The sequence below is a fragment of the Bacillus sp. FSL R5-0659 genome (genome assembly GCF_038008785.1).
Taxonomy (GTDB): domain Bacteria; phylum Bacillota; class Bacilli; order Bacillales; family Bacillaceae; genus Bacillus; species Bacillus safensis.
In genome coordinates this window covers 343596-369724 of record NZ_JBBOZU010000001.1, presented here as the reverse complement: position 1 = coordinate 369724, position 26129 = coordinate 343596, and the positions used below count along the sequence as shown (strand labels likewise).

The 26129-nt window shown below is 42.3% G+C and carries 25 protein-coding genes; 10 read left to right on the top strand and 15 right to left on the bottom strand.

Annotated elements, in window-relative coordinates; translation table 11 throughout:
* Positions 1 to 8: 8 nt before the first annotated feature.
* Genes NSQ72_RS01960 through NSQ72_RS01950 form a run of 3 tightly spaced genes read right to left on the bottom strand, consistent with a single transcriptional unit; the run spans position 9 to position 5138 of the window.
* Complete coding sequence (locus NSQ72_RS01960; RefSeq protein WP_064498649.1) at positions 9 to 1094, bottom strand: ABC transporter substrate-binding protein; 1086 nt, start codon at positions 1092 to 1094, stop codon at positions 9 to 11.
* Positions 1091 to 3079 (bottom strand): hydantoinase B/oxoprolinase family protein, encoded by a 1989-nt coding sequence (locus tag NSQ72_RS01955; RefSeq protein WP_064498648.1) that lies wholly within the window; start codon positions 3077 to 3079, stop codon positions 1091 to 1093. The genes NSQ72_RS01960 and NSQ72_RS01955 overlap by 4 nt, the downstream gene beginning before the upstream one ends.
* Positions 3069 to 5138 (bottom strand): hydantoinase/oxoprolinase family protein, encoded by a 2070-nt coding sequence (locus tag NSQ72_RS01950; RefSeq protein WP_058837300.1) that lies wholly within the window; start codon positions 5136 to 5138, stop codon positions 3069 to 3071. The genes NSQ72_RS01955 and NSQ72_RS01950 overlap by 11 nt, the downstream gene beginning before the upstream one ends.
* A gap of 367 nt (positions 5139 to 5505) precedes the next feature.
* On the opposite strand from NSQ72_RS01950, the gene NSQ72_RS01945 reads away from it, so the two are divergent.
* The 3 genes from NSQ72_RS01945 to NSQ72_RS01935 all read left to right on the top strand — a co-directional run bounded on the left by NSQ72_RS01945 (position 5506) and on the right by NSQ72_RS01935 (position 8266).
* Positions 5506 to 5934: a NucA/NucB deoxyribonuclease domain-containing protein gene (locus tag NSQ72_RS01945; protein ID WP_039176411.1), complete on the top strand. Its 429-nt coding sequence runs from the start codon at positions 5506 to 5508 to the stop codon at positions 5932 to 5934.
* A gap of 127 nt (positions 5935 to 6061) precedes the next feature.
* Positions 6062 to 7759 carry a methyl-accepting chemotaxis protein gene (locus NSQ72_RS01940; RefSeq protein ID WP_064498647.1) on the top strand — a complete coding sequence of 566 codons (1698 nt, stop codon included), beginning with the start codon at positions 6062 to 6064 and terminating at the stop codon, positions 7757 to 7759.
* Between the two features lie 120 nt (positions 7760 to 7879).
* Positions 7880 to 8266, top strand: coding sequence for a competence protein ComJ (locus tag NSQ72_RS01935; RefSeq protein WP_064498646.1), 387 nt, complete (start codon positions 7880 to 7882; stop codon positions 8264 to 8266).
* Position 8267: 1 nt separating this feature from the next.
* Here the strand turns inward: NSQ72_RS01935 and NSQ72_RS01930 are convergent, their stop codons facing one another.
* Complete coding sequence (locus NSQ72_RS01930; RefSeq protein ID WP_064498645.1) at positions 8268 to 9074, bottom strand: aminoglycoside N(3)-acetyltransferase; 807 nt, start codon at positions 9072 to 9074, stop codon at positions 8268 to 8270.
* A gap of 28 nt (positions 9075 to 9102) precedes the next feature.
* Positions 9103 to 9519, bottom strand: coding sequence for an Lrp/AsnC family transcriptional regulator (locus NSQ72_RS01925; RefSeq protein WP_039176401.1), 417 nt, complete (start codon positions 9517 to 9519; stop codon positions 9103 to 9105).
* 115 nt (positions 9520 to 9634) lie between these two features.
* Between NSQ72_RS01925 and NSQ72_RS01920 the strand changes: the two genes are divergently transcribed.
* Complete coding sequence (locus tag NSQ72_RS01920) at positions 9635 to 10399, top strand: MBL fold metallo-hydrolase (RefSeq protein ID WP_341083168.1); 765 nt, start codon at positions 9635 to 9637, stop codon at positions 10397 to 10399.
* A 42-nt stretch (positions 10400 to 10441) separates the two neighbouring features.
* On the opposite strand, the gene NSQ72_RS01915 is transcribed toward NSQ72_RS01920, so the two are convergent.
* Positions 10442 to 10771, bottom strand: coding sequence for a YckD family protein (locus NSQ72_RS01915; RefSeq protein ID WP_039182972.1), 330 nt, complete (start codon positions 10769 to 10771; stop codon positions 10442 to 10444).
* Positions 10772 to 10952: 181 nt separating this feature from the next.
* Between NSQ72_RS01915 and NSQ72_RS01910 the strand changes: the two genes are divergently transcribed.
* Together NSQ72_RS01910 and NSQ72_RS01905 are read left to right on the top strand one after the other, a co-directional pair.
* The gene (locus NSQ72_RS01910) at positions 10953 to 11825 is read left to right on the top strand and encodes a transporter substrate-binding domain-containing protein (protein WP_039176396.1); all 873 of its coding nucleotides are present in this window, start codon (positions 10953 to 10955) and stop codon (positions 11823 to 11825) included.
* Positions 11826 to 11837: 12 nt separating this feature from the next.
* Positions 11838 to 12515 (top strand): amino acid ABC transporter permease, encoded by a 678-nt coding sequence (locus NSQ72_RS01905; RefSeq protein ID WP_064498644.1) that lies wholly within the window; start codon positions 11838 to 11840, stop codon positions 12513 to 12515.
* 117 nt (positions 12516 to 12632) lie between these two features.
* Here NSQ72_RS01905 and NSQ72_RS01900 read toward each other — a convergent pair whose 3' ends face one another.
* The 5 genes from NSQ72_RS01900 to NSQ72_RS01880 form a co-directional block, all read right to left on the bottom strand.
* Positions 12633 to 13931 carry an arsenic transporter gene (locus NSQ72_RS01900; RefSeq protein WP_039176390.1) on the bottom strand — a complete coding sequence of 433 codons (1299 nt, stop codon included), beginning with the start codon at positions 13929 to 13931 and terminating at the stop codon, positions 12633 to 12635.
* Between the two features lie 132 nt (positions 13932 to 14063).
* Positions 14064 to 15296, bottom strand: a complete 1233-nt coding sequence (locus tag NSQ72_RS01895) for a PucR family transcriptional regulator (protein WP_039176388.1) — start codon at positions 15294 to 15296, stop codon at positions 14064 to 14066.
* A 126-nt stretch (positions 15297 to 15422) separates the two neighbouring features.
* A complete protein-coding gene (gene pruA, locus NSQ72_RS01890) occupies positions 15423 to 16970 on the bottom strand; it encodes an L-glutamate gamma-semialdehyde dehydrogenase (RefSeq protein WP_064498643.1) in 1548 nt (515 codons plus the stop codon).
* A 23-nt stretch (positions 16971 to 16993) separates the two neighbouring features.
* Entirely contained in the window at positions 16994 to 17911 is a 918-nt protein-coding gene (locus tag NSQ72_RS01885) for a proline dehydrogenase family protein (RefSeq protein ID WP_058837292.1), read from the bottom strand.
* A 161-nt stretch (positions 17912 to 18072) separates the two neighbouring features.
* Positions 18073 to 18843, bottom strand: a complete 771-nt coding sequence (locus NSQ72_RS01880) for a nucleotidyltransferase domain-containing protein (protein WP_144491712.1) — start codon at positions 18841 to 18843, stop codon at positions 18073 to 18075.
* 92 nt (positions 18844 to 18935) lie between these two features.
* Here NSQ72_RS01880 and NSQ72_RS01875 point away from each other — a divergent pair, with 92 nt between their 5' ends.
* Positions 18936 to 19250, top strand: coding sequence for a hypothetical protein (locus tag NSQ72_RS01875; protein ID WP_024424319.1), 315 nt, complete (start codon positions 18936 to 18938; stop codon positions 19248 to 19250).
* Positions 19251 to 19285: 35 nt separating this feature from the next.
* On the opposite strand, the gene NSQ72_RS01870 is transcribed toward NSQ72_RS01875, so the two are convergent.
* Entirely contained in the window at positions 19286 to 20242 is a 957-nt protein-coding gene (locus NSQ72_RS01870; protein WP_341083165.1) for an acetylxylan esterase, read from the bottom strand.
* A 247-nt stretch (positions 20243 to 20489) separates the two neighbouring features.
* On the opposite strand from NSQ72_RS01870, the gene NSQ72_RS01865 reads away from it, so the two are divergent.
* On the top strand, positions 20490 to 21275 hold the full coding sequence (locus tag NSQ72_RS01865; RefSeq protein ID WP_341083163.1) for a carbon-nitrogen family hydrolase: 786 nt from the start codon (positions 20490 to 20492) through the stop codon (positions 21273 to 21275).
* A 45-nt stretch (positions 21276 to 21320) separates the two neighbouring features.
* Here the strand turns inward: NSQ72_RS01865 and NSQ72_RS01860 are convergent, their stop codons facing one another.
* On the bottom strand, positions 21321 to 22238 hold the full coding sequence (locus NSQ72_RS01860) for a LysR family transcriptional regulator (protein WP_341085003.1): 918 nt from the start codon (positions 22236 to 22238) through the stop codon (positions 21321 to 21323).
* A 116-nt stretch (positions 22239 to 22354) separates the two neighbouring features.
* Here NSQ72_RS01860 and NSQ72_RS01855 point away from each other — a divergent pair, with 116 nt between their 5' ends.
* A complete protein-coding gene (locus tag NSQ72_RS01855; protein ID WP_341083161.1) occupies positions 22355 to 23128 on the top strand; it encodes a class I SAM-dependent methyltransferase in 774 nt (257 codons plus the stop codon).
* 39 nt (positions 23129 to 23167) lie between these two features.
* On the opposite strand, the gene NSQ72_RS01850 is transcribed toward NSQ72_RS01855, so the two are convergent.
* Both NSQ72_RS01850 and NSQ72_RS01845 read right to left on the bottom strand, forming a co-directional pair.
* A complete protein-coding gene (locus NSQ72_RS01850) occupies positions 23168 to 23725 on the bottom strand; it encodes a shikimate kinase (protein WP_003214270.1) in 558 nt (185 codons plus the stop codon).
* Positions 23726 to 23810: 85 nt separating this feature from the next.
* Positions 23811 to 24584, bottom strand: a complete 774-nt coding sequence (locus NSQ72_RS01845) for an IclR family transcriptional regulator (protein ID WP_039176354.1) — start codon at positions 24582 to 24584, stop codon at positions 23811 to 23813.
* Between the two features lie 148 nt (positions 24585 to 24732).
* Between NSQ72_RS01845 and NSQ72_RS01840 the strand changes: the two genes are divergently transcribed.
* Complete coding sequence (locus tag NSQ72_RS01840; protein WP_059374385.1) at positions 24733 to 26091, top strand: hypothetical protein; 1359 nt, start codon at positions 24733 to 24735, stop codon at positions 26089 to 26091.
* Positions 26092 to 26129: the final 38 nt, after the last annotated feature.

Sequence of the window (26129 nt, the reverse complement as noted above, 5' to 3'; positions counted from 1 at the left end):
GCGATCACCTATTTTCCTCCGCCTAATACTTCGTTCCATCGATTTGTCCAATTGCCAAGCTCAGAGGTTGCTGTTTCATAATCTACCCAAGTCAGCTTGCTGTAATAATTTTCTCCAACTTTCACTTTCCCCTTAATCTTGTCATTGTATTTCACATCAGAATTCGACATGCCATAATAAGATTTTTCAGAGAAAGCCTCCTGAGCTTCTTTTCCACTCAAGTAGTTTAATAGTTTGTATGCCGCTTCTTCGTGCTGATTTCCCTTCGTTAAAGCCCAGCTCGCTACAGCTGCAACAGCGCCTTCTTTCGGATATGAGAAACCAATATCCATTCCTTCTTCTTCAAGTGCAAATACTCGCCCGTCCCAATACGGAACAGCTGCGACATCCCCACGTTCTAACAAGGTTTGAATCGATCCTGGGTTATCCGGAAAAGCAGCGACATGACCTTTTAGTTGCGCGAGACTTTTAAATGCTTTATCAATATCCTTAGGATTTGATTCTGTTCCCCCTTGTGCATGAACAAGTGCAGAGAAAAATTGCAAACCAGCTGAATAAGTCGGAGATGAAATGGCTACCTTCCCTTTCAGCTGACTGCTCCATAGATCAGTCCAGCTGTTTGGTTCCTGCTTGACGAGGTCTTTTCTATAAGCAATTCCAAGCTGCCCCATACTAAAGCCTGCTGCATATTGTTTTCCATTCACAGTCAGCTTCTTTTGGACAGAACGGTAAAGCTTTTTGACATTCGGCGCTTGATCTTCATCGATAGGCGCAAGAACGTTTGCTGCAATACCTCTTTGAATCGTGTCAGGCTGTAAGATTAGTAAGTCATATGGTGGATTTTTCCCATTTGACGCTTTTAATTTTGTAAACCATTCAGAATCCGCTCCAGAGACGGTCTGCACTTTAATTCCCGTATCTTTTTCAAACTTTTCAAGGATTGGTTTGATATTCTTTTCCCAATCGCCTCCATATACGCCAACAATCACAGTCTGCTGCTGTTTGCCTTGATCCTTTCCATTTCCACCACAAGCGGTCAGCAGTACAACGATGGATAGGATACCTGCAACAATAGCGATTAATCTTCTTTTCATGATTCATTTCCCCCTTTTTGTCCATTCATTTGACGAAGTGCTTGAGTAATGTCTTCCTTTGTTAACGGCTCATTTCTATGACTGAAATATTGATGAACTGCATGTTTATAGTGCGTACGTTCATTAGCCGGATAGGAACGCAGCTGAACGGCTAGCTCACTGCTGGCTTCGTCCGTCCATACTTTCTCATAAGCTGCTCTTTGTTCTCCGAAATCCCACACATCAGTAGCTGCAGGATCACCAGCCTTTTCACGCACCTTGCTCGTCTGCTCCTCATCAATCTTCCATTCATTTTGCTCTAAATACACTTGAACACCATATTGCTGCAGCGCTCTTTCTTCACTTAATAGACCAGCTTCCACTTCCTGAAGGACTTTTTCTTTCTTTCTGGCAAATGGATTCCCCCAGCCGCCTCCACTTGGTGAAATCAATTGAACGATATCGCCTTTTTCAAGTCGCAGAACATCTATTTTGGGCTGGTCTTGTTTCTCACCGTTAGCTGTGATCAGCTTGACCTCACCAACCGCTCCTGCTCGGCCGCCCATTAAACCCCAAGGCTGAAACTTCATCCGTTCCATTCCTCGTGCTGTCACCATCGATTCAGGCTTCATCATTTCAAATTCCAAACCAATCGCATGTCCGCCTCGATTTTCACCAGCTCCACCTGTATTCGGCAGAAGCTCATATCGGTGAACATGAATATCAATATGCTGTTCCAAACTCTCAATTGGGGTATTCTTCAAAAAGCCTGACGAATGATCAATACCGTCAACTCCATCAGTACCATTTTGAGCACCGCCGCCTCCGCCTAATGGTTCGACAACGGACATTTTCCTGCCACCCGTTTGATCATAAGGTACAGAGAGAACCACAATGGCAGATTGACCTGCACCTGCTGCCGGTACTGCTTCAGGCAGCAGCTTACCAATCGCACCTAGCACGACATTGTACAGCCTCATCGTAATCGAATGACGAATCCCGACAGAGGCTGGATATTCTGGATGCACCAGCGTTCCTTTAGGAGAGATCACATCGATTGGATACGTTATTCCACCATTAATCGGTATAAAAGGATCCTTACTAATGATGTAATTAATCAACCCTTGATAAAGAAAGGAATGCTTCTGACCATTGGTAACAAGGTTAAAGGCTGTTTTTACTTGCGGGTCACACTCAGAAAAATCGAGCGTCAGCCGTTTGCCTTTGATCGTTAGCTTGATTTTCAACCGAATAGGGACGTCTGAAATCATATCATCATCTAAATAATCAGCAAATTCACTCGTTCCATCCGGTATAGCTTCAATGACCTTTCCAGCACGATCCTCGGCTTGCTTCAGCAAGTCTATCATTCCTTGTTTCACTTCGTTTTTTCCAAATTTCTCAATCATTTCTTTTAACCGAATATCTGCTGTATTCACTGCAGCAATCATCGCATTGATATCACCATCGTTTAGATGACTAGCGCGGCTGTTAGCTCTCAAAAAAGTACGTACGACCTGATTCTCTTTCCCACCTTCATAAATTTTTACTGGCGGAATTCTTAATCCTTCTTGATGAACATCCGTTGCTGTCGGTGAAATACTCGAAGGCACAAGGCCACCCACATCACTGACATGAACAAAAGACCAAGCATAGCTTACGATTTCACCATCTACAAAAATCGGCTTAATGATATGGACATCTGGCAGGTGAGTCGCCAAACCATCTGTCGTATAAGGATCATTAGTGATGATAATGTCTCCTGGCTGCATCTGTCCGCTTTCTTCAATTGCTTTTTTTAGACTCAGCCCTAAAAAGATCGTCACACCCACTGTCTTCGGATAAACAAAGAAATCTCCAGAAGGTGTGGCTAGTGCTGTCGCAAAGTCAGCAGATTCTTTGACGAAGGTCGTAAACGACGTCCGTTCAATGACATGCCCCATACCTGATGCAATCGCATTAAAATAACTGCGCATCATCTCAAGCTTTGCTGGGTCAGTTCTCATGTAAAGCCGCCTCCTTTGAAATCACTAAGTTACCTGATGGATCAATACTGCCTGTCCAGTTTGGCAAAATTAATGTTGTCGTATCATCCTGCTCAATCACGGCAGGCCCATTTACAATAGAACCTACTGACAGCGTATCCCGATTATAAACCGATGCTTCGTATTCTTTTTCTTCTATAAAAATTCGTCTATATTCATTTGGTTTCAAAGACTGTCCCATGCTTTCTTGAACAGGTGAAAAAGGCAGCGGAGGCGTCTCACCTATGACTCGAACGCGTAAATGAGTAAACTCGATTTTTGCCTGATCATCCCTATGACCATATTGACGCTGATGCAATTTGTGAAAGGCTTCAATAAGTTGGTGGATGTCTTGTTCTTGCTTTAACCAATCAATCGATAATGGCAATTCAATCTCAAATGCCTGCCCTTGATATCGTGCGTCTGCTAATAAGAGAATGGATGTCTGATTGATATGCTGAATGTTCTGCTGGCTGACCCAATCAGTCGCTTTTCGTGACAGCTTCTCATAATCTTGTTTTAGTTGGTTGATCGAATAGTCTTGTAAACATATTTTCTTCGACAGCACCGCATCATGGATAAAATCAGCTGTTAAAGCACCTAACGCACATAATGTACCAGGACTTGGAGGAACAACTACATTTTTCGCATGAATTTCTCTTGCAAGGAAATTCGCCACAACCGGTCCTGCTCCGCCAAACGCCAGCAAACTAAAATCTCTAGGGTCAAATCCTTGCTGCTCCATCACATTGCTTAATTCTGTGTACATATTGGCTACGGCTACTTGAATGAGCTGGTCAGCCGCCTCTTCAAGCGTTTTGTTGAGCTGATCAGCAATTGGCTGAAAGGCCTTTTTCGCCGCAGACAGTTGTAAATGTAAATGTCCTCCGGCAAAACGTTCTTGATTGAGATAACCGCATATGAGAAACGCATCAGTTAAAGCTGCTTTTTCTCCCTTTCCATACGAAGCTGGTCCCGGGTTTGAGCCAACTGATTCCGGCCCCGCTTTGAGAAGTCCGCCCTGATCAATCCATGCTACCGAACCTCCTCCTGCTCCTATTGAATACATCGCAACAGATGGAAGAATGATTGGGAAGCCTGAAAGCTGATTGGATTGAGCCATTGTAGGCTGTCCATTTTGAATGATTGAGATATCTGCACTCGTCCCCCCAACATCAAAAGTGATCAGATTGGGTTCACTCGCTGATGCTGCAATTCTCGCCGCACCGATGACACCAGCTGCCGGACCAGAAAAGAGAGTCTTAACAGGCGAGGTTGCCGCACTTTCTGCATCCATTAAACCACCATTTGATTGTGTAATGTATGGAGAAATTGGTACACCTTCTTCCTTCAAACGGCTTTTCAATGTTTGCAAATACTGTTTCACCTTTGGCTGAATGTACAAATTAACAACAGACATCACTGTACGCTCGTATTCCCTCATTTGAGGCCATAATTCAGATGAGGTGAGGACTTCTAACTGTGGATAATGATGATTGATATAGGCTTTTGCCTGTAATTCATGAACTGGGTTTTGATAACTATGTAAAAATGAAATGACGATACCTGCTAGCTTTTTAGATATAACATGCTGGACCGCATCATCTAATTGCTGCAGATGGAGAGGTTTTTTGATCGTACCATCGTGTATCAACCTTTCAGAGATTGGATATACATGCTTCCGTGGTATCAATGGTTCTGGCAAACGAGAATTGAAGTCATAAGGAACGGGTAGTCGTAAACGTTGAAGTGACAATATATCTTGAAATCCTTCTGTCACAAAAAGGGCTAAATCTGCTCCTTTTCGCTGTAATAATGTATTCAGACCGATTGTCATTCCGTGAACGAGGTATTGGATGTTGGATAAATCAACACCTCTTTTTTTTAGAAGATTTAACCCATTGATAATTCCTTGGGCTGGGTCATCAGTCACTGTAGGCGTTTTGAGTTCAGTCAGCTCCCCTGTTGCTTCATTTATCAGCGATAAATCAGTAAATGTTCCGCCTATGTCTATTCCGAGCCGGTATGAGACATCCGCCATTTGTACTTCCCTCCTACAATGTAATTAGAATCATATTTTGATAAATTACGACATTTTTTGATATTTGACTCCATATTATTAAAGCAGATCGGTCTAGTCAATTTTATTTTTTTGAAATTTCTGTGTGTTAAATTCTTGAAATTAGCCAAAAAAGCAGTGATAAAGCCATTTTGGATGAGCATATTCGTTTTCTGACCCACAAAATTAAAATTTTTATGAATTTCTACAAAAATGAAAAGCAAGAAATCAGGTAAAAACTGTTTTTTGAATTTTAAAAGACGTTTTTTCAAAACCAGGAGAAATTGGTAAGTAATTCTGCTATACTTCTGTTTACAAAATACGCAAACAAGAAAGAGAGCCAGCATCTATGAAACTTCTTAAAATGATTCTCTTGCTTTTATTGATTGTCATTGGTGTAGCAACAGGCTATATCCAGCTAGAGCAAGGGAAACAAGAGACAGCGAATTCATCTTATGACAAAACCATTCATTTTCCATCAGACCGCTATCCAGAAACAGCCAAGCACATAGAAGAAGCCATTGATGAAGGTCATTCGTCCATTTGTACAATTGACCGTAAACATAGTGATGAGCAGAGAGATCGATCACTACATGGCATTCCAACAAAGCGCGGGTATGATCGGGACGAATGGCCAATGGCGATGTGCAAAGAAGGAGGCAGTGGAGCTTCTGTCAAATATGTACGCCCTTCTGATAATAGAGGCGCAGGCTCGTGGGTTAGTCATCAATTATCGGATGATCCTGACGGCACAAGAATTCAATTTATCATCGATTAGCCGCCTTTCCCTTTTCTATATTAAAAAAACTTTCACATGACTGCTTGCAGGTATTTTAAACACTTTTTTCATGCCGATAATCCTTAAGGAGGGATATCCTACCTTATACCTAAAGGAGTCAAAAATCATGAAGAAAAAGGGAAAACTGAGGCTAGGCGCCAAAATTTTGCTGATCTTTTTAAGTGTCCTCATCATCTTTTCTGCGGTTGTTGGTTATGTTGTGAATCGCGAAATGACAGAAAATATTAAGCAAATGGCAACTGAAAAAGCAAAAGGTGACTTAAAACTAGGCTACGCCTACCTAAATGAAAAAGTGTCAGGCTCGTGGCAGATTAAAGAAGACAAGCTATTCAAAGGAAATACGCAAATCAATGATCATGACACATTGGTTGACCAATTAGCCGAATATACCGGTGATACCATCACGATTTTTCAAGGAAATACCCGTGTTGCTACGAATGTCATGTTAAACGGGAAACGAGCTGTAGGTACTGAAGTCTCTCCTGAAGTGAAGACCACTGTTTTAGACAAAGGAGAAAATTATTACGGGACAGCAAATGTTGCTGGGAAAGACTATCAAACGGCTTATATGCCAATCAAAAATGAAGCAGGCGAAACAATTGGTATTTTTTATACTGGCGCTAATCAAAGCATGATTTCACAAATGCTTCAGTCATTCTATATACAATTTGTCATCGTCCTTTTGTTAAGTCTGATCGTTTCAGTCATCATTATTTCTATTTTCACTAAGCGGATTCAGGTACGTCTCAAGCATTTGGCTTCTGCCATTAAGAGTGCAGGCGAAGGTCATTTAACCATCAATGTGACGGATACTGCCGGAGATGAATTGTCTGATCTGGCTGGACATTTCAATAAGATGCGTGAAAAACTAAATCAAACCATTCTAAATGTCATGAACACGTCTGAATTAGTGGCCACATCCTCTGAACAGCTGTCAGCTAGCGCAGAAGAAACGAGTGCAGCATCAGAAAAAATCACCCACACGATCCAAGAAGTGGCACAATCTTCAGAAGAACAGTCCGCTCAAATGACAGCTAGTGAGCACAAGATGATTCAAGTATCAAACGAGCTGGCAAACATCACTGAAAATGCCGGACAAATGGCTTCAAGAAGTCACTTCGCACAAGAAATTGCCCAAAAAGGTGTACACAATATCGGTGAAGTTCATTCACAAATGACATCTATTGCAAAATCAATTGAAGAAAACGGTACAGCAATTCAAGCATTGGAAACACGTTCAACTGAAATTGATCATATTTCCAAAGTCATTACAGATATCGCCAGCCAGACAAACCTGCTAGCTCTTAATGCAGCAATTGAAGCAGCACGGGCAGGTGAGCATGGAAAAGGGTTTGCTGTTGTCGCAGACGAAGTGAGAAAGCTCGCTGAAGAATCTCAAGCATCATCAAACATGATTTCCCATCTCATTTCTGAAATACAAAAAGAGATGACTCATTCGACGAATGCCATCAAACAAGTAAGAGAAGAAGCAGCTCAAGGGGCTGTCCTTATCTCTCATACAGAAGAATCTTTTCATGATATCCAGCAGTCCATGAGAGAAATGGCAGATGGCATTAAGCATTTATCGAGTGCATCACAAAAAATCGCAGCTTATACTAACGATGCGAAACAGTCTTTTGCGTCTATTACAGAAGGCGTTAAACGAACGAGTGAACATTCACAGCAAGTAGCAGGTTTAACAGAAGAACAATTTGCTGCAATGGAAGAAGTAACAGCTTCATCAGAAGCACTTGCCCATTTAGCAGGAGATTTAAAAGCAATGGTCTCGCAATTTCACATCTAGATCCCACAACAAATAGCGCAAGACGGCTGCAATCGTCTTGCTGCCTAACTTTCTCCTCAAGAATGACTCTTTCAACCATTTACGTTTCAACGAAAATCCATGAATAAAGGAGTTTTTTATATGAATCTCTTAAATCAAACCTATTCTCTATCTATCTCCTACCACCAAATCACGGTATACACCGGAAGCGAAACACCACCTATCATTGATTGGACAGATGAGGACATTCTTCAAGGATTCGCAACTGGAGATCAAGGAGTTTCCTTTGAAGGAATCAATAATGGAAAGGCGTCTATTATTGTGACATTAAATAGCGATGAGCCCCAAGTCTCTATTGATAGAGCTATAACAGTGCCCTTTACGCATACAAGGGATCAAGTTTATATCACAAGCGTCATGGCTCATGTACTGTCTTTCCCCATTCCAAAAGGAGACTATCAGCTTACCTGCTATACCTCACAGCAGCCTGATCAAGATGTTTATTATGTAAATTTCCAAACAGTGTAGATTACGACTGATCGTATAAATCAAGCCACTTTTCCGCATAGTCTACCGATTCTCTCACTGGCAATAAATATGAACTGGCAAGTCCGATTTGATTGTGCTGATGGAGGCCTCCTGATTGCAGAAAATCACGGCCAATCTGTTCAAATAGTTCTTCTCTTGTGATGATATCTTGGTACTCTTTCCATACTCTCCACCCATTTTCTAAAATAGGGGCTCCTCTTGTCATGAGGTCCTGCTGGGGGATTCGGTATTCAGCTAGATGAAAAGCTGTCATGCTTTCAAATGTTGTACCAAGCAGCAGCACTTGAGCATGAAGATCATACATGCGACCAAGAGGCGAATGCTCTCCTAATCCAAAGGAAAGTGCATGGTGTTTCAGAATTTCATGTTTTCTTTTCCCCCAGGCTGTGAATGAAAAATGGGGATGGTTGCTTCTCGCCACGCCTGGGTATTTCCAAAATGTTTCCGCTACCTTTCCCATTGCTGTTGGCGTCGTGTAAGCTGGATCAAATGCAGGCATTGTTTCTTTGATCGATTTCCACCATGAATAAGGAACAGGCGGATCAATCCAATCGGCAGGATCAGAAAGCTCTAACGTTTGTGCCGGCATAATGAGTGTCCCCTCTTCTGTTAAGGTTTCCATCAATGCTTGTATGACGGCTACAGCGCCTCCGTTTACCCAGCCGATGGATGATAAAGATGAGTGAACACATAAAATCATGCCCTTTTTCACACCAAGTTGTTCCAAGTCTGCTTTGATTGTTTCCTTTGTCATCGGTTCAGCTTGATTTTCGATTAATTTTTGCATCGTTCCTTTTCCTCCTGCGTCTCTTCGATTATTGATGAATGAGACGTTTAACCGCAATAGACAGTTTGTAATTTGCGTAATTTGTCAGCTCCGTTAAAAACTGATCAAGCTCATCATGACTCGAGAAATGTCCTTCAGCCATATAACAGCCCTCACCACTTATTTTGAACAAATTCTTGATTTCTTCCTTTTCATAAAGAAACGACAGAAGTGGTTCATGATGATGACTCCGGGTATAGAGCTGCAAAAATGTTTGAATCGTCTTTTGCGTCTGCCAATCAATTGAAATGGTATATGCTTCGATCACGCCTTCTTCTTCTAGCTTTAACACCCGATTTGCAACAGCTTGGCCGGTTAAATGAACTTTTTCACCTAGAGCTTTCATCGTTAATCGGCTATTCTTTGATAGTTCTTTTAAAATATTCATATCTGTTTGGTCTAGCATTGGCTCACCTCTTTCAAAAATCAAGCCCTTTCGATAAAAGACTTTCATGATCCTCTGTCACATAGAACTCTTTTAATATACTGTAAACTTAATCAGAAAAAAAGGAGGCCTTTTTATGAAAATTACACTCATTCGCAATGCTACTTTATACCTTCACTATGGTCATTCAACTTTTTTAATCGATCCCTTTTTGGCAGAAAAAGGAACATATCCACCGTTCCCTCATACAGCCAATCAACATTTGAACAACCCTATTGTGGAGCTTCCTGTAAATATAGATTTAGACAGTCTGTTACACCCAGATGCTGTCTTACTCTCTCATTTACATGTGGACCACTTTGACGACGAGGCCAAAAGGAAATTAGCTCAAGATGGGCCAATTTATACTCAATCGGAGAAGGATCGAAAAGAAGTTGAAGAAGCTGGATTTCAGCATGTCACATGCATTGAAGATGAAATGGACATTTGCGGCGTTCATATTAAACGTACAGGTGGACAGCATGGGACGGGAGAAACGGCGAAGCGAATGGGGCAGGTGAGCGGTTTTGTTTTCTCTCACCCTGATGAACCTACCCTTTATATTGCAGGTGATACCATTTGGTGTGATGAACCGAAAGAGGTTGTGAATACATGCAAGCCAGACGTCATTGTGGTCAATAGCGGAGCTGCTCAATTTTTAGAAGGCGATCCGATTACCATGACTAAGGAAGAAATTTTAGACATTCACCGTTCTCAGCCAAAAGCTCAAATTGTCGCCTGTCATCTTGAAGCTGTGAATCATTGCTTGTTAACAAGAGCTGCTTTGGAAGCTTACATTCAAGAGCATCATGCAGATCAAGCCATTTTTGTCCCTCAAGATGGGGAAAGTCTCACCTTCTGATCACAATAAGAAACCGGCACCTCGCTGCCGGTTTTATCATTATTATGGGCGATGGTGCTGTGGTTTTTTCAGCAATGGAACAAATCCGTTCTTTTTCAAATGATTGTAATGCTCATCCATTCGTTTCGTGATGTGTGTGCCTTGTTCCTTTGTTAACACGCCATACTGTACATATTTCTCAATGACTGCTTTTCGTTTAGAAAGAATTTGCTGCTCAAGGATTTCAATTTGTTTTTGTTGTTCTGCTGTTAATTTCACTTGATGTGTCACCGGGCGCTTTTCCATTTGAGGTGTTTCTCCATGAGCCGTTTCTATCTGAAAACCAAATAACAGCATCATCGACAAGATGATCAAACCGCTTATTTTTTTCATCATTGTTGTTCCCTCCTTTATTCGCCTTTATTTTGCGCTTACTTTCCTTTTTTATACATTATTTCAACACGCAAATTGCTTATAATATTCTTACTTTTTCACTTTTCTTCTGAAAACGTTGTCCTATCAGAAAAAGCGTGCTATGTTTTGTTTTGTATAAAAAATAGAGGAGGATTCTTAAATGAGTCGTTTTTATCATAAAAAATCTATATGGATCATGCTTGTTGTATCTGCTTGCATCCTTATCATGTCTGCTTGCAGTCAATCAGGCTCATCTCAATCTGGAGACACAAAGTGGGATGAGATTAAAAAGAAAGGAAAAATCGTGGTTGCAACTTCAGGCACCCTTTATCCAACTTCTTATCATGATACTTCTAATGGCAAGGATCGATTAACTGGCTATGAAGTAGAAGTTGTCAAAGAAGCGTTTAAACGTCTTGATGTGAAAGTAGAATTTAAAGAAATGGGTTATGACGGGATGCTGAGCGCCATTAATTCTGGTCAAGTGGATGCCGCTGCAAATGATATCGACATCACAGATGATAGAAAAGACAAGTTTGCCTTTTCAACCCCTTATAAATATTCCTACGGAACGGCTATCGTACGGAAAGATGATTTATCTGGCATTAAAACTTTAAAAGATTTAAAAGGAAAGAAAGCAGCAGGTGCTGCCACGACGATTTACATGGATGTCGCTCGTAAGTACGGTGCAAAGGAAGTCATTTATGATAATGCGACAAACGAGCAATACTTAAAGGATGTTGCAAACGGCCGAACAGATGTCATTTTAAATGATTATTACTTGCAGACACTGGCTCTTGCTGCATTTCCTAAATTAAATATTACGATTCACCCTGACTTGAAATACATGCCGAATGAACAAGGATTTGTCATGAAGAAGGACAACAAAGAGCTTCAAAAAGAATTGAATCGTGTATTAAGCGACATGAAAAAAGACGGAACAATGAAAAAGATTTCTGAGAAATTCTTTAATCATGCAGACGTCTCAAAGAAAATTGATGCTGATGTCGAAGATGTCGACATTTCCAAATAAGGAGCCGCAATCGTGGGAGATATTCATTTAGAATATATATTTAATCCTGCACTGGCAAAGGCGTCATTTCCGTTTGTCATGAAAGGCATCTGGCTGACGCTGCTCATTTCCTTTGTGAGCATGTTTTTTGGTACCATTCTTGGTTTTTTTATCGCTCTTGCCAGGATGGCGAATTCATGGGTTCTTAAGCTGCCTGCACGGCTGTATATCTCATTCATGCGAGGCGTGCCCATTCTGGTGATTTTGTTTATTCTTTATTTTGGGTTCCCTTATATCGGCATTGAGTTTACAGCAGTCACTGCCGCCATTATTGGGTTCAGCTTCAATAGTGCTGCCTATATTGCAGAAATTAATCGGGCGGCCCTCTCCTCTGTTCCAAGTGGACAGGTGGAAGCCGCTAAATCATTAGGTCTCAGCTATTGGCAAACGATGCGCGGTGTCATTTTGCCTCAATCCGTCCGCATCGCCTTGCCGCCATTGACCAATGTCATGCTTGATTTAATCAAAGCTTCCTCACTGGCAGCGATGATTACTGTACCAGAGCTCTTCCAGCAAGCAAAAATTGTAGGCGGACGAGAATTTGATTATATGACCATGTATATTTTGGTCGCACTCATTTACTGGGGCATTTGCAGTGTCGTCTCATTGCTTCAGGACTTTTTAGAAAAACGCTATGCGAAATATCTGTAGCAAAAAAAGAGCGGATCTCATGGATCTGCTCTTTTCAGCATGATAGAAAACCTTTGCAGCCCTAAGCACCGGAGCGCAGACCTGCGGGCGAATGCGAGGGTTTGTTCTACACGATAATTAATGAATAAGCCATAACCACACATATAATCCGAGTAAAGTGAGGATCAAGGTTGGGATGGTCAGGATGATTCCGGCTTTCATGTAAGCCCCCCAAGAGATATGAACGCCTTTTTTCTTTAAGACATGAAGCCACAGCAATGTCGCCAATGAGCCGATTGGGGTCATTTTCGGTCCAAGGTTGGAGCCGATAACATTGGCATAAATCAGCCCGTCTCTCATGACACCTGCTGTATCTGTATGTCCAATGGCAATCGCATCAATTAAAACAGTCGGCAGATTGTTCATCACAGAGGACAGCACTGCGGCAAGTACACCCATAAACATCGTTCCTGCAAGCAAGCCATGTGATGCCCCTTGCTCGATCCATGCCGCCAATATTTCAGTAAGGCCAACATTTTTCAATCCATATACGACGACATACATACCGATCGAGAAAAACACAATGGACCACGGCGCTTCTTTGATCACTCGCTTTGTCGCCACTTGCGGACTTCTTCTCGCCAGCCACAAGAAAGCAAGGGCAATCCCGCCTACAATAATAGACACTGGAACACCGATCAGCTCGCCCGCAAAATAACCAACAAGAAGACAGCCGAGCACATACCAAGACAAACGGAACATACGGATATCTCGAATAGCTGATGCCGGCTCTTTCGCCTGTGACAGATCGTAGGTTTTTGGGATAAGTTTTCGGTAAAACACATACAGAACCAGCATGCTCGCTCCAAGCGACACAAGGTTTGGCACGAACATATTCGCTGTATATTCTAGAAAACCAATATGAAAATAGTCGGCTGATACGATATTGACCAGGTTACTAATGACAAATGGCAAGGAGGTTGTATCTGCAATAAAGCCGCTTGCCATCACAAAAGGTAGCACCATGCGCTCATCCAGCTTCAACGCTCTCACGACAGATAAGACGATTGGGGTCAAAATCAGTGCCGCTCCATCGTTTGCAAAAAAAGCAGCCACAACAGCGCCGAGCAATGTTAAATAAATAAACATGCGGACACCGTTGCCTCTTGCAGCTTTTGCCATATGCAGTGCAGCCCACTCAAAAAAACCGATCTCATCTAAAATTAACGAAATGATAATAATACCAATAAAAGCAAAGGTGGCGTTCCATACAATTTGCGTAACTTCCCATACATCGCCTAGATGAACGACGCCAAAGGCAAGCGCAAGAATGGCACCCCCACATGCTGACCATCCTATGGTGACACGTCCTGGCTGCCAAATGACAAGGACGAGGGTCATGATGAAAATCAAAATGGCTAAGGTGACTGAACCCAAAGGTGGCCCCCCTTTCATTTTTCTCATAAAATCTTTATCTATCATACAACGAAATACATCAGTTGTATGCCATTTTCGCATTTCACATGAAAATCCGCAGGTGATCCGTGCACCTGCGGATTCCATCATATATTATTGATCTTTTTTCATCAGCATCAATTCAATAAATAACTCACATCGCTGGCTAAAATGACTTAAGTCGATCGACGTCATGTCAAAAATTTGTTTCATTCGATAGTTTAATGTATTTTGATGAATAAACAACTGCTCCGCTGCTGGCTTTAACTTGCAGTTATTCAATAAGTAGACTTCAAGCGTTTTTAAAAACGAAGTTTGACTTTCGCGGTCTTTTTCCTTCAAACGTAACAAATCTGGATTGAAGTCGTTTTTCTTTTTTTGATGGCTGTAAATGGAGTCTAAAAACCGGAAGACCCCTAAATTCTCATAATCATATGGAATCAGGTCTTGTCCTCCAACAATTTTCACTGCCTTGACGACTTCTATCGCTTCAAATCGACTTGTACTCATTTTCATGACATCACGATACTCTCTTCCCATTCCGATATACAAAGGGGAGGGATGTGCATGCGTTTTCGATTGCAGATGTGCGATGACATCAGCGGCAGTCGCTTTCGGTGAGTGCCGATCTGACAGGCTGCCTAATATAACCACGATATCTGCTTGAACCGAATAGACGTGATTCACTTTATCCTCTAGCTGCAAATACGTTCGAATGACATCCTTCACATCTTCTGCCGTCTCACTTTTGTTATCGGCAGCGTGCACGACCATAACGGTAAATACGGCTGGCAGTGGAATGCTTAAGTTCTCAGCCTCCCATTTCAGCTCTTCTTCTGTATAAAAATGATCATCCATGACCTTTTTGAAAAACTCTTCAATCTTGCCTTCCTTTTTCTCAAGCTGTTTCTTATTCTTATAAATCACTTTTCCAACCTGAAAGGAAGCCTCGTGTAAAAATTGCAGCTCTTCCTGAGTGAGGGAATCCTCAATGTCCTGCACCCAAATAAAGCCTACTACCTCTTGTTTATGCTTGGCGCTCACAGCCACCCGCCGATTAAATCCAAGCTCGTCATGACCGCTCACATAAAAAGGCTTTGATTCCGCGAAAAGTCGCTCGATTACCCCTGTTTTCTTTAACCAATCGACCACAGATCCCGGGCATTCCTTTGAGAAAATCGTTTGCTGATTGACTGGGTCAAACTGCTGAATGCTGTAAGAATTATAAGCAAGGAGCTGACACTCTGTGCTTTCTAAAATGACTGGCTTCTTTAAATATCCGCTAATAAATGCAATTAATTTATCGACATCAAAAAATGTATGAAGCTTTTCTAATATCTCTTCCATCCCGATTGCTCCCTGATTAAGTGATACATTTATCATACTTCTTTCCAGTCAGATTTGTATAGAAACAAGTCGCAGACAGTCAAAAAAAGCATGAACCCATCAGTTCAGGTTCATGCTTTTTCCATATTAAAACATTTCACTAATCGTTTTTGCCTGCATGTGCAGAGCTAGGTAATCTGGACCGCCTGCTTTTGAATCCGTTCCTGACATTTTGAAGCCGCCGAATGGGTGGTAACCAACGATGGCACCTGTGCAGTTACGGTTAAAGTAAAGGTTCCCCACATGGAACTCCTGCTTCGCACGGTTGATGTGATCACGATTATTCGTAATGACAGCACCTGTTAAACCGTATTCTGTGTTATTGGCTACCTCAAGTGCTTCATCAAAGCTTGAGACTTTCGAGAAAGCCAACACTGGTCCAAAGATTTCTTCTTGCATTAAACGAGAAGTCGGCTCAAGATCTGCAAAAATGGTCGGGTGGATAAAGTATCCTTCCGAATCATCACTCGTTCCGCCAGTGATTAAGCGGCCTTCCTGTTTGCCAACCTCGATATAATCCGTGATCTTGTCAAAGGACGCTTGATCAATGACAGGTCCCATGTAAACATCCGCAGAAAGCGGATTGGCTGTTGTTTTCGTTTCTGTGATTTCCTTCACTCGCTCAACCACTTGGTCATACAGCTTCTCATGGACGACTGCCCGCGATCCAGCTGAACATTTTTGACCTGAAAACCCGAAGGCTGATGTGAAAATGGCATTAGCCGCTAATTCAACATCTGCATCCGCATCAACAACTACTGTATCCTTACCGCCCATTTCAGCAATGACACGTTTTAAATGCTGCTGGCCCGGTTGCACTTTTGCCGCGCGTTCAAAGATACGAGTCCCTACTTCTCTTGATCCAGTGAATGTAATCAGACTTGTTTTCGGATGATCTACTAAGTAATCCCCAACTTCTGCTCCGCTTCCTGGTACAAAGTTGACAACACCCTTTGGAAGACCGGCTTGCTCAAGCTCTTCCACAAAACGGGCTGCAATGACAGGCGTCGCACTTGCTGGTTTTAAAACAACTGTATTTCCAGTGACGATTGGCGCTACTGTTGTTCCTGCCATGATGGCAAATAAGAAGTTCCACGGCGGAATGACGAGCGTCACGCCAGTTGGTGTGTACACATATTGATTGCGTTCCCCTTCGCGGCTGTTCACTGGTTTGCCTTTCGCCAGCTCCAGCATTTGACGAGCGTAATACTCTAGGAAGTCAATCGCTTCTGCTGTATCTGCATCCGCTTCATTCCAAGGCTTACCTGCTTCTTTTACAAGAAGGGCTGAATACTCATGCTTTTTACGGCGAATGCTTGCCGCAGCACGGAATAATACGCCTGCTCTTTCTTCAGGAGACGTATAGCGCCATGTTTCAAATGCTTTCGCTGCTGCTTGAACCGCTTGTTCTGCCTCTTCCTTCCCGGCCTTTGAGACGGTTCCAACCACTTCATCCTTTTTCGCTGGATTGATTGAAACGATCTTGTCTTTCGTTTCAATTCTTTCTCCATTTATCACGAGCGGATAGGTTTGACCAAGTGATTCTGTTACTTTAGCTAATGCTTGTTCAAACGCTTTGCGGTTTTCTTCCTGGCTAAAATCCGTGAATGGTTCATGCTTGTAAGGTGTTGTCATTTTTGTCACGCTCCCGTTTCAAATTATTTTTTCGTCATTCCTTTTAAAGCAAAGGCAATGTTTGCCGGCCGTTCTGCAAGACGTCTCATGTAGTAGCCATACCACTCTCGTCCATACGGAGTATAGACCCTCATTTGATAGCCTTCTTTCACAAGTGCTTGCTGCGTTTCTGATCTCATGCCGTACAGCATTTGAAATTCGAACTGACTTGTCTGTATATTGTGTTTTTTCACAATATTTTTCGTGAACTCAATCATTCGATCGTCATGTGTCGCAATGGCTGTATAGTTCCCTGAGAGCAATTGCTTTTCGATCAGCTTTTGATAATTCTGATCGACGTCTTTTTTGTTTGGATACGCCACTTCGGCGGATTCCTTATAGGCACCCTTTACAAGTCTTAAAAATGGCTGCAGCTTATTTAGGTCATCAAGATCCTTTTCTGTTCTGTACAAATACGCCTGCAAGACCGTACTGACATACTCATATTGAGATTTCATCTCTTTAAAAATGTCCAGCGTTTTTTGACAGCGCTGTTCATCCTCCATATCGATTGTCACCATGATACGGTGCTTCTCTGCCGTATCTAAAATTCTTTTCATATTGCGATACACAAGGTCATCGTCAATATCCAGGCCAAGTGATGTCATTTTGAGTGACACGTGAGAATTGAGTCCCGCCTCTGCAATCCGCTGAATGGTTTGAATACACTCAGTCGTCCGTTCATTTGCAATCTCTGCCTTTGTGACAAACTCACCAAGGTGATCAACTGTCACAGCCATTCCTTGGTCATTTAATCGTTTGATGACAGGGATGGCACTCTCAAAGTCCTTCCCTCCAATGATTTTCTTAGATGCAACAGCACTTCCCCAATTACGAGCAATATGGTTCAAGAGACTGCTCTTTGACAAAAACAAGAAGAAATTTCTTGTGACCGACTCCATAAAGGGCACCTCCCACTCTTTGTAAGCTATGTCTTTATTGTAAGGCTCATAAGCTGTCCGCTACAATATTTGAAGATGACAAAAATTCTGACTTTTTTTGTGGTTTTATCACAATAACAGATAAAAAAGAGCCTGCCGCGATCCGGCTGGCTCTTCCCTGCTTACGCCCACACCTCATCAAGGGTAGACTGCAGCAGCTCATTTAATTCTTGCATCAGGTTGTCTTTCGGCTGATTGTAGCTTTTCACCAATTCATCAAATCGCGCGAGCTCTTTGTCGATAAATGGATGGACATAAGCGAGGCGGTTCTCTACATCCATTTCTTCGCCGTCCATTTTACGTTTGAGCAGCTCATGGATTTCCGCTAAAAGCGGTCCATCCTCCACAAGCTCTTGCAACAATTCATGAAAATCCATCGGCGGAACCGTCCGGTAGCGTTCAATCCACTGACAGGCAAGTAGCGGACGAAGCACATAGAAATACTTCTTGATTCGCACCTGCTCTCCTCGTAAATGCCTGCTTTCATTCCGCTTCGCCATATTGAGGTAATGATACATCAATGCTGCAGGATAAAACGCTTGATCCTTTAATTCTCTTAGCTGCTTTGCTAGAGAGAAGGATTCAGCATAGATGATGTCAGAAGACAGCCATTCCATGATGGACGGATTCGATTTATTGAATAAGCGAAGTGCCTTTCTAAGCTCCCAGCCGCTGATATCAAGCATGTCATCAATCGGCCGTTCAATGACATCACGATGCTCTTCCATCGCCCAATACCATTCTTTTCGAGGCACATATAAAAAACGAACATCGTAGTCACTATCAGTCGAAGGGAATCCCCATGCTCTGCTGCCTGATTCGACCGCGAGGCAAATCTTGACGTCATACGTTTCTTCGATGATTTTCAGCTCTTCCTTGATTCTCTCTCTCATCAACCATCAACTCTTTCTATAGAAATCTGCATGACTTCATCACGATTTGGTAAAATACGAATAAGACATATATGAAAAAGGAGTTGGATCTCATGTCTATATCTCGCATCATGAAATGGATCACCGGGATTTTTGAAGCCTGTCTTGCCATCCCTGTCATCGGAGGACTATTTATTATTAGCAATGGCTATTCACCGCTCATGGTCATGCTTATTCTGCATATTATCACACTCGTCTTATCGAAGCGAGACCAAGGACCAATGATTGGCAGCATCATTGGGATTATCACATCCTGCCTCGCCTGGATTCCGATACTCGGATTCATCCTGCATATCATCACAGCTCTTGCCCTCATTATCACAGCGTTAGTGCCTGATGAAAAAACGAGGCAGAATACGAGTTATTAAAAAAGAGGCCCTCCTAGAGCGGCCTCTTTGTTCTTTTATTTGAGCAAATGCTTTTGTAAGAAGGCGAGCTTCTCTGTTTGAAACGCCGGGATAAATTCGTGTCCAAAATAGCGATATATCTTCAGGTCTTTATCTGCTTCTAAATGGTTGTATGCCGCAAACACAGTAGATGGCGGGGTTATTTTGTCAATCAGCCCGATCGCCATCAATGTTGGGTGTTTCACCCATCCAGCTAAATTGATTAAATCAAAATAGCTTAATGTCTCAAATGCCTTTTCCTCCACTTCTGGATCACTGTTTCTTCGAAAGTATGAATTGATTTCTAAATAAGGCTGCTCCAATGCAACGTCCACTGCACGCTCGAAGTTCGATAAATAAGGGTAATCTGCTGCTACGACCTTCGGAATGTCTGAAAGGGCTGCGGCGGCTACCGCTAATGCACCTCCTTGGCTTCCACCAATCACGCCGATTCGGTGTTCATCTACTTCGGGGAAGGATTGAACCACTTCGAGTGCACGGACGGCATCTAAATAAACGCCGCGATAATAGTAAGTCTCCTTGGATAAAATACCTTTTGTCATCCATCCCAAAGCGTGACCGCCTGGTGTCACTGACGTATCTTCACTGCCGCCTTGACCGCGGACGAGCATACCAAATGTCGCATAGCCATGCAGCGCCCAGTTGACAATGTCGTGAATGCCGCCATCATAGCTGGCATTATAGCCATGAAAACGAACGAGCGCTGGATGCGGACCTGATTGATCTGGTACCGCGTACCAGCCTTCAATTCGAGAATGCCCAAAGCTTTGATACGTCAGGCGGTACACCTTGACCCCTTTCACTGGATAGTCATAAGGTTCAAGCGCTGGATCTGCCTTCACTTGACGCAGTTCTTCAAGCGATGCCTTCCAAAAGTCTGAGAAATCAGGACGTGCTGTTTTCTTTGGTTTATATTTTTTTAGATCTTCTAATGATAAATCGAACAATTGCATATCCTACTATTCCCCTTTGTTTTATTAGTTATATATATCATACCACTCATTTCTTGATTGAGAAAGTCATTTAACAAAACCTTCTGACATTTCTATTGGCAAAGATGATGGAAACCTTTATGATAAAGAAACTGACCATAAAGACTAGATGTTCTCAGACAGAATCATCCTTTACAATATATTCATGAAGATGATCGATCGTTCATGAATTTTCACATGACATATAGCGAAAAAAGGAGGAATCCCTATGAAAATCGCCCTTGTCCAAATGGACGTACAAATTGGAGAACCTGAAGTGAATTTTAAAAAAGCAGAAGCGTTTTTAGAAGAAGCGGTCCGCGAGCAGCCGGACCTGATCATTTTACCCGAAATGTGGAATACCGGCTACGCCCTTGAACAAGCCGATCAACTTGCGGATGTAAACGGTGAACGCACAAAACAACTTTTCTCTTCCTTTGCCCGCAAGCACCAAGTACATCTCATCGCAGGCAGTGTCTTAAATAAGCGAACAGAAGATGAAAACATCACCAACACGATGTATGTCTTTAACCGCCAAGGTGAGCTTCTGTTAGATTATGATAAAATTCACTTGTTCCGTCTAATGGATGAGCACAACTATTTAACCGCTGGTGATCAGCTTGGTTTATTTGACTATAGTGAAGATGTGAAAATTGGCGCGATGATCTGCTATGACCTCCGCTTCCCGCAGCTTTCTAGAACACTTGTGAACAAAGGGGCGAAGGTGCTCGTCAATACGGCGCAATGGCCATCAGCAAGAGTGGACCATTGGCGCAGCCTGCTCATCGCAAGAGCGATTGAAAACCAGTCATTTATGATTGCTGTAAACAGAACAGGCACAAGCAGAGACACAGGATTCCCTGGACACTCCATGGTGATTGACCCACTCGGCCGCATACTGCTTGAAACACGCGATGACGAAGACATTTATTATGCGGAAATTGATCTTCAGCTAGTGGATGAAGTCAGGCAGCAAATTCCAGTTATGACGGATCAGCGTCTGGACTTATATTAAAAAGCAGGGTGCTCCCCTGCTTTTTGCGTTTAATTAAACGTTTGTTTAAGTCTTTTCTTGATTCTGATATAGGTCCATGAAGGCTTGAGCGGATTTCGTTAAATACCTTTCTTCCACATATGCAAACACAAGTGTGCGGGTTGGGCATGAATCAATGTTTAAATAAGTGACTTGGTTCCTATCCTCTTGTGCCATCATTTTCGGCACAACGGTCACCCCTAGTTCGTTTTTGACCAATGCCTGTGCTGTTTGAATATGACTTGTTTCAAAAGCCACTTTTGGCTGAAAACCATGATGACAGCACAGTTCAGTGACCACTTGCCGAAAACCGTATCCCTCTTTCAACAAAATAAATGGGATACCTTCAAGAAGCCGAAAGGGAACGATTTCGTGACCGGTCTCTTTTTGCCCTGCCTGCTCAATGATCTCGTTCAATGCCTCTGATAACCAGGGCTGAGCAGCTTGCGGAACTGCAAGAAGGAGCGGCTCTGTCAGCATTTGTTTCGTTTTCAATGATTCGTGCTCGACAGGCATCGATAAAATAGCCAAATCCAGCTTTCCAGCCAATAGAAGTTTTTCGAGCTCACGCGGAGACTCTTCTATCAGTTGAACGTGAACATGAGGATACGTTTGACAAAAGGTTTTTAATAAACCAGGCAAGACATATCCCCCTGTCACTGCTGGCGCTCCAATGTTCAGCTCTTTCCCGATTTCATAAGCTGCTTCTCCCATTTCACGCAGCAAATCATCTCTTTCCTTCAAAATATTCTCAGCCCTTTTAATGAATCGTCTCCCTTGAGGTGTGGGCGTTACTTGTCCATATTTTCGAATAAATAGTGGTGTGTCTAATTCCTCTTCCAGCTTCTTTATTTGCTGGCTTAGAGAAGGCTGTGCAATGTGAAGTTGACCCGCTGCTTTTGTAAAACTTTGCTGCCGGTACACTTCTATGACATATTCCATCATTCGTATATCCACTTTCATCACCTCATAGGTTTTAACTATTCATGCCATATCTTTTATGTCTTAGACAAATAACAGAAGGAATTCTACGATAAAGAGACCACAAAGGGGGAAAAGAAATGAATCCATATGCTAAAGCAGAGAACCAATTCTCACAAAATGCCGAGAACTATCGAGATTCACCTATATTTGCTGCTGGAGAAGAGCTGGAATGGATGAAAACAACAGCAAATGCGAAGGGAGATGAGCATTTACTTGATATTGGCTGTGCGGCAGGACATACCGTTTTTTCCTTTTCAGACGTTATCTCTAAAGGGATCGGCATAGATGTCACACAAAAAATGATCGAGGTTGCTGCTTCACTTGCGGAAGAACGCCAACTGACCCACATTACTTTTGAGCAGGCAGCCGCAGAAGCATTGCCCTTCTCTAATGAATCATTTGATTTAGTGACGTGCCGATTTGCCGCTCACCATTTTCCAGACCTTCCGGCAGCCATGTCTGAAATCAGCCGAGTCTTAAAAAAAGGCGGCCAATTTCTGCTCGTCGATCATTATGCACCTGAAAACACTGCACAGGATTCATTTATTAATCACTTAAATAGACTGAGAGACCCTTCTCATGTGCGGGAAAGCTCGTTATCAGAATGGAAAGAGCTTTTCGCAGCCAACCAATTGACTCAAAACGAGATTCGTTACTGGGATCTGCACATTGATTATCAGGACTGGATTATACGTGGACGCACACCAGAGAACGTTCAAAAGGAAATCGTTTCCCACCTTCAAACCGCAGACCCTGACACAAAGCAGCTGTTTCAGCTTCAATTCGATGAACAGCATCAGCCCATTTCTTTCTGTTTAAAAGCTGCATTGCTTCAAGGAATCAAGCATTAAACTGATAGAAAAAAGTCTACCCTAAACGGTAGACTTTTTTTATTTCGAATATAAATCCCAGCCAAGCTTGAGTGTGTCCACAATATAATTGGCGACTTCCTCAGCCTCTAAATGATCTGTTTCCACTCTGGAGTTATGAAGAGAATAAATTTCCCGGCGTTCTTCAAACAGCTCTTTCATCTCATCAAGCGTCCGGTTGTGAAGAACAGGGCGATTTTCGATTAAAATATCCAGCCGCTGCTTCCAATTCTCCCAAGACAGGTCTAGGAAAAGAACGGTACAATGCTTCAAGCAGGCGCGTTTGATTTCTTCCTGTTTGAATGCACCGCCTCCAAGGGAAACGATCTTGAGCTGTGTATGTTCACATAAATCGACGATATAATCCTTTTCAGCCTGCCTGAAGAATGCTTCTCCTTTTTGCTGAAACATCTCTGGAATCGTCATGTTGTACTTTTTCTCAATCTCCTGATCGACATCAATAAAATCTCTATATAGCTTTTTGGCAACCAGCTGCCCAATGGTTGTTTTTCCAACACCCATAAAGCCAATGAGGACAATATTCCGCTGTCTTACAGGAATTTCTCTATTGATTTTCATGGTCGTGACACGTCCTCCCTACGACAAGGAATGCTACATAATGTTTCTATTATATGATAAATGGAGCGCGAAAAGATAGACCATCTTAAAAATTGTGTTTAACGACGTAGCCGAGCTGTTCAGAGAGCCTCTGTGCTTGTTCTTTCACTTTTTGCTGCAGCTGGGGAATGACTTCTTCAGTAAACCGATGGGTTGGACCAGATATGGATAAACAAGCTTTCACTTCCCCATGAATATTAAAGATTGGTGCCGCTACTGCCGCAGATCCTACCTCTCGTTCATCGATACTGCAAGAAGTATACGTGTCAAGAATATGTTTACGTTCCTTTTTCCAGTCGTCTCCCATCACATGATCAGCCTCAGCCGCAAATACTTTTTGTTGAAATTCTTCACTTTGAAATGCCAATAATACCTTTCCGCCTGCACCTGCGTATAATGGCAGCTTCTCACCAATCTTGACAAGATGCCGAATCGATTGCAGCCCTTCCGCTTGTTCAATACAAACCCTGCTTGTTGAATCGAGTACATACAGGTTGACGGTTTCCTTTGTTTCATCACGAAGTGCGTACATGAGTGGTTTAGCCAGTTCTCTCAATTGAATGGACTTCCCTGCAATGTACCCGAGGAGATAAAGCCTTTGACCCAATCGGTATTTCATTGTTTCTTGATTCTTTTCCACAAAATGATTCATTTCAAGTGCCTTGAGCAGTCTCGTTGTCGTAGACATTGCTAAATTCATCTCTTTTGAAATATCCGTTAGCGTCAGCTCTTGACGTTCTTCACTAAAACAAGAAAGAATATCCAAAGCGCGCTGAACCGTACGCAGTCCTGATTCTTCTTTTGACTTCTTATCAGCCATGTTCACTTTCTCCTTTTCCTCTTTGATTTCTTATCGACATAAACGATCGATTTTGCTATAATCCATTTTAAATGTTCCACTAAAAGAAAACAAATTCTACTAGACGGAATAAAATCAATTGAAGATGTTTGATGGAGGAGATATTTGAATGTACCTGGTCGTTTTTACACTTCTGATTAGCTTATATATTGTTCATCAACTATTTCCTGCTCCCATACTCTCCTACTTTGTTGGTCTGCTGGCCGCTATCTCGCTCACCATTTCTTTTAAGAAAGCCAGTGGGCTTTATTTGAAAACAGGTGCTGTGTTTCTCATCATTGGTTTGTTCTTATTCTTCTTATCCGGCCAGCCATTGCATACGTTTGTTCTTCACTTTCATTCCATGCTAGGCTTGCTTTCTCTATTTTTCATGCTGCCTTTTATTCATTCTCTCATACATGTTGGACATTTCGATACACAATTAAATAAACTGCTCACACTGCATACAACGAGTCCAAACCAGCTCTATCGCAAGAGTTCATTTGTCACTCATATTCTTGGCATGTTTTTAAATATCGCGACGATCCCCTTACTATATACATCACTCAAACCGTCGCTGGAATCCCTAAAAAAACAGGTGCAGCAACATCTTTATACACGCAACCTCTTAAGGTCATATGCATTATGTTTAAGCTGGAGTCCTGTTGAAGTGCTAGTCAGCGTCACCATTGATGCAACCAAACTAAAATATTATCAAATTGCACCCATTACTTTTGGTTTAATGATCGTGGTGCTGGCGGCAGATTGGATGCTTTTTTCTCGGCAAAGCAAACGATTACCAAACATCATTCAGTCAGCACAAACAAACTCCAATCCTCATCGAATTAAGCGAAAAACCCTTCAGCTCGCTTTCATGCTGCTTAGTTTTATGACAGCCGTCTCACTTGTCGATGCATGGATTGGAAAAGGCTATCTATTTGCTGTTGTGCTGACAATTATTCCATTTGCTCTATTATTCTCATCTGTTATCAAAAAAAGAAAACAATATATAGCGGTCTCTGTGCCTCATTGGAAAGAAAGAACCAATCAGCTCTCCAACTATATGTGTCTATTTTTAAGTGCCGGCTTCTTTGTCGATATGCTGCTTGCCACAAACAGTATGCAGCCGATTCAAGCATTTATTGTCAGTATAGCAGACCATGCCATTTGGGTTTATTGTGTCATCGGGTTGTATTTTCTGATCACCGCTCTTTGCGGTTTTCACCCGCTCGTCTCGCTTGCTTTATTAGTCAGCATGATGACACCTGTCATTCATGAACTGCCTGCTCTTCCCATTGCTATCATGCTGATCGTTGCTGGCACATCAACTGTTATGTTTAGCCCTTTTAATGTTTCTGTCTCCTTATTGGCAGATTTGATGAAGGTCAACCCTTACCGTATCACTCGGTGGAATATTTGGTTTGCTGGCTTTTATATCAGCATGGGTATCGCATGTGCAACAGTTATCACCGTTATTTTTTATTCATAAAAAAAGAGAACTCGTCTTGATTTGAGTTCTCTTTTGCT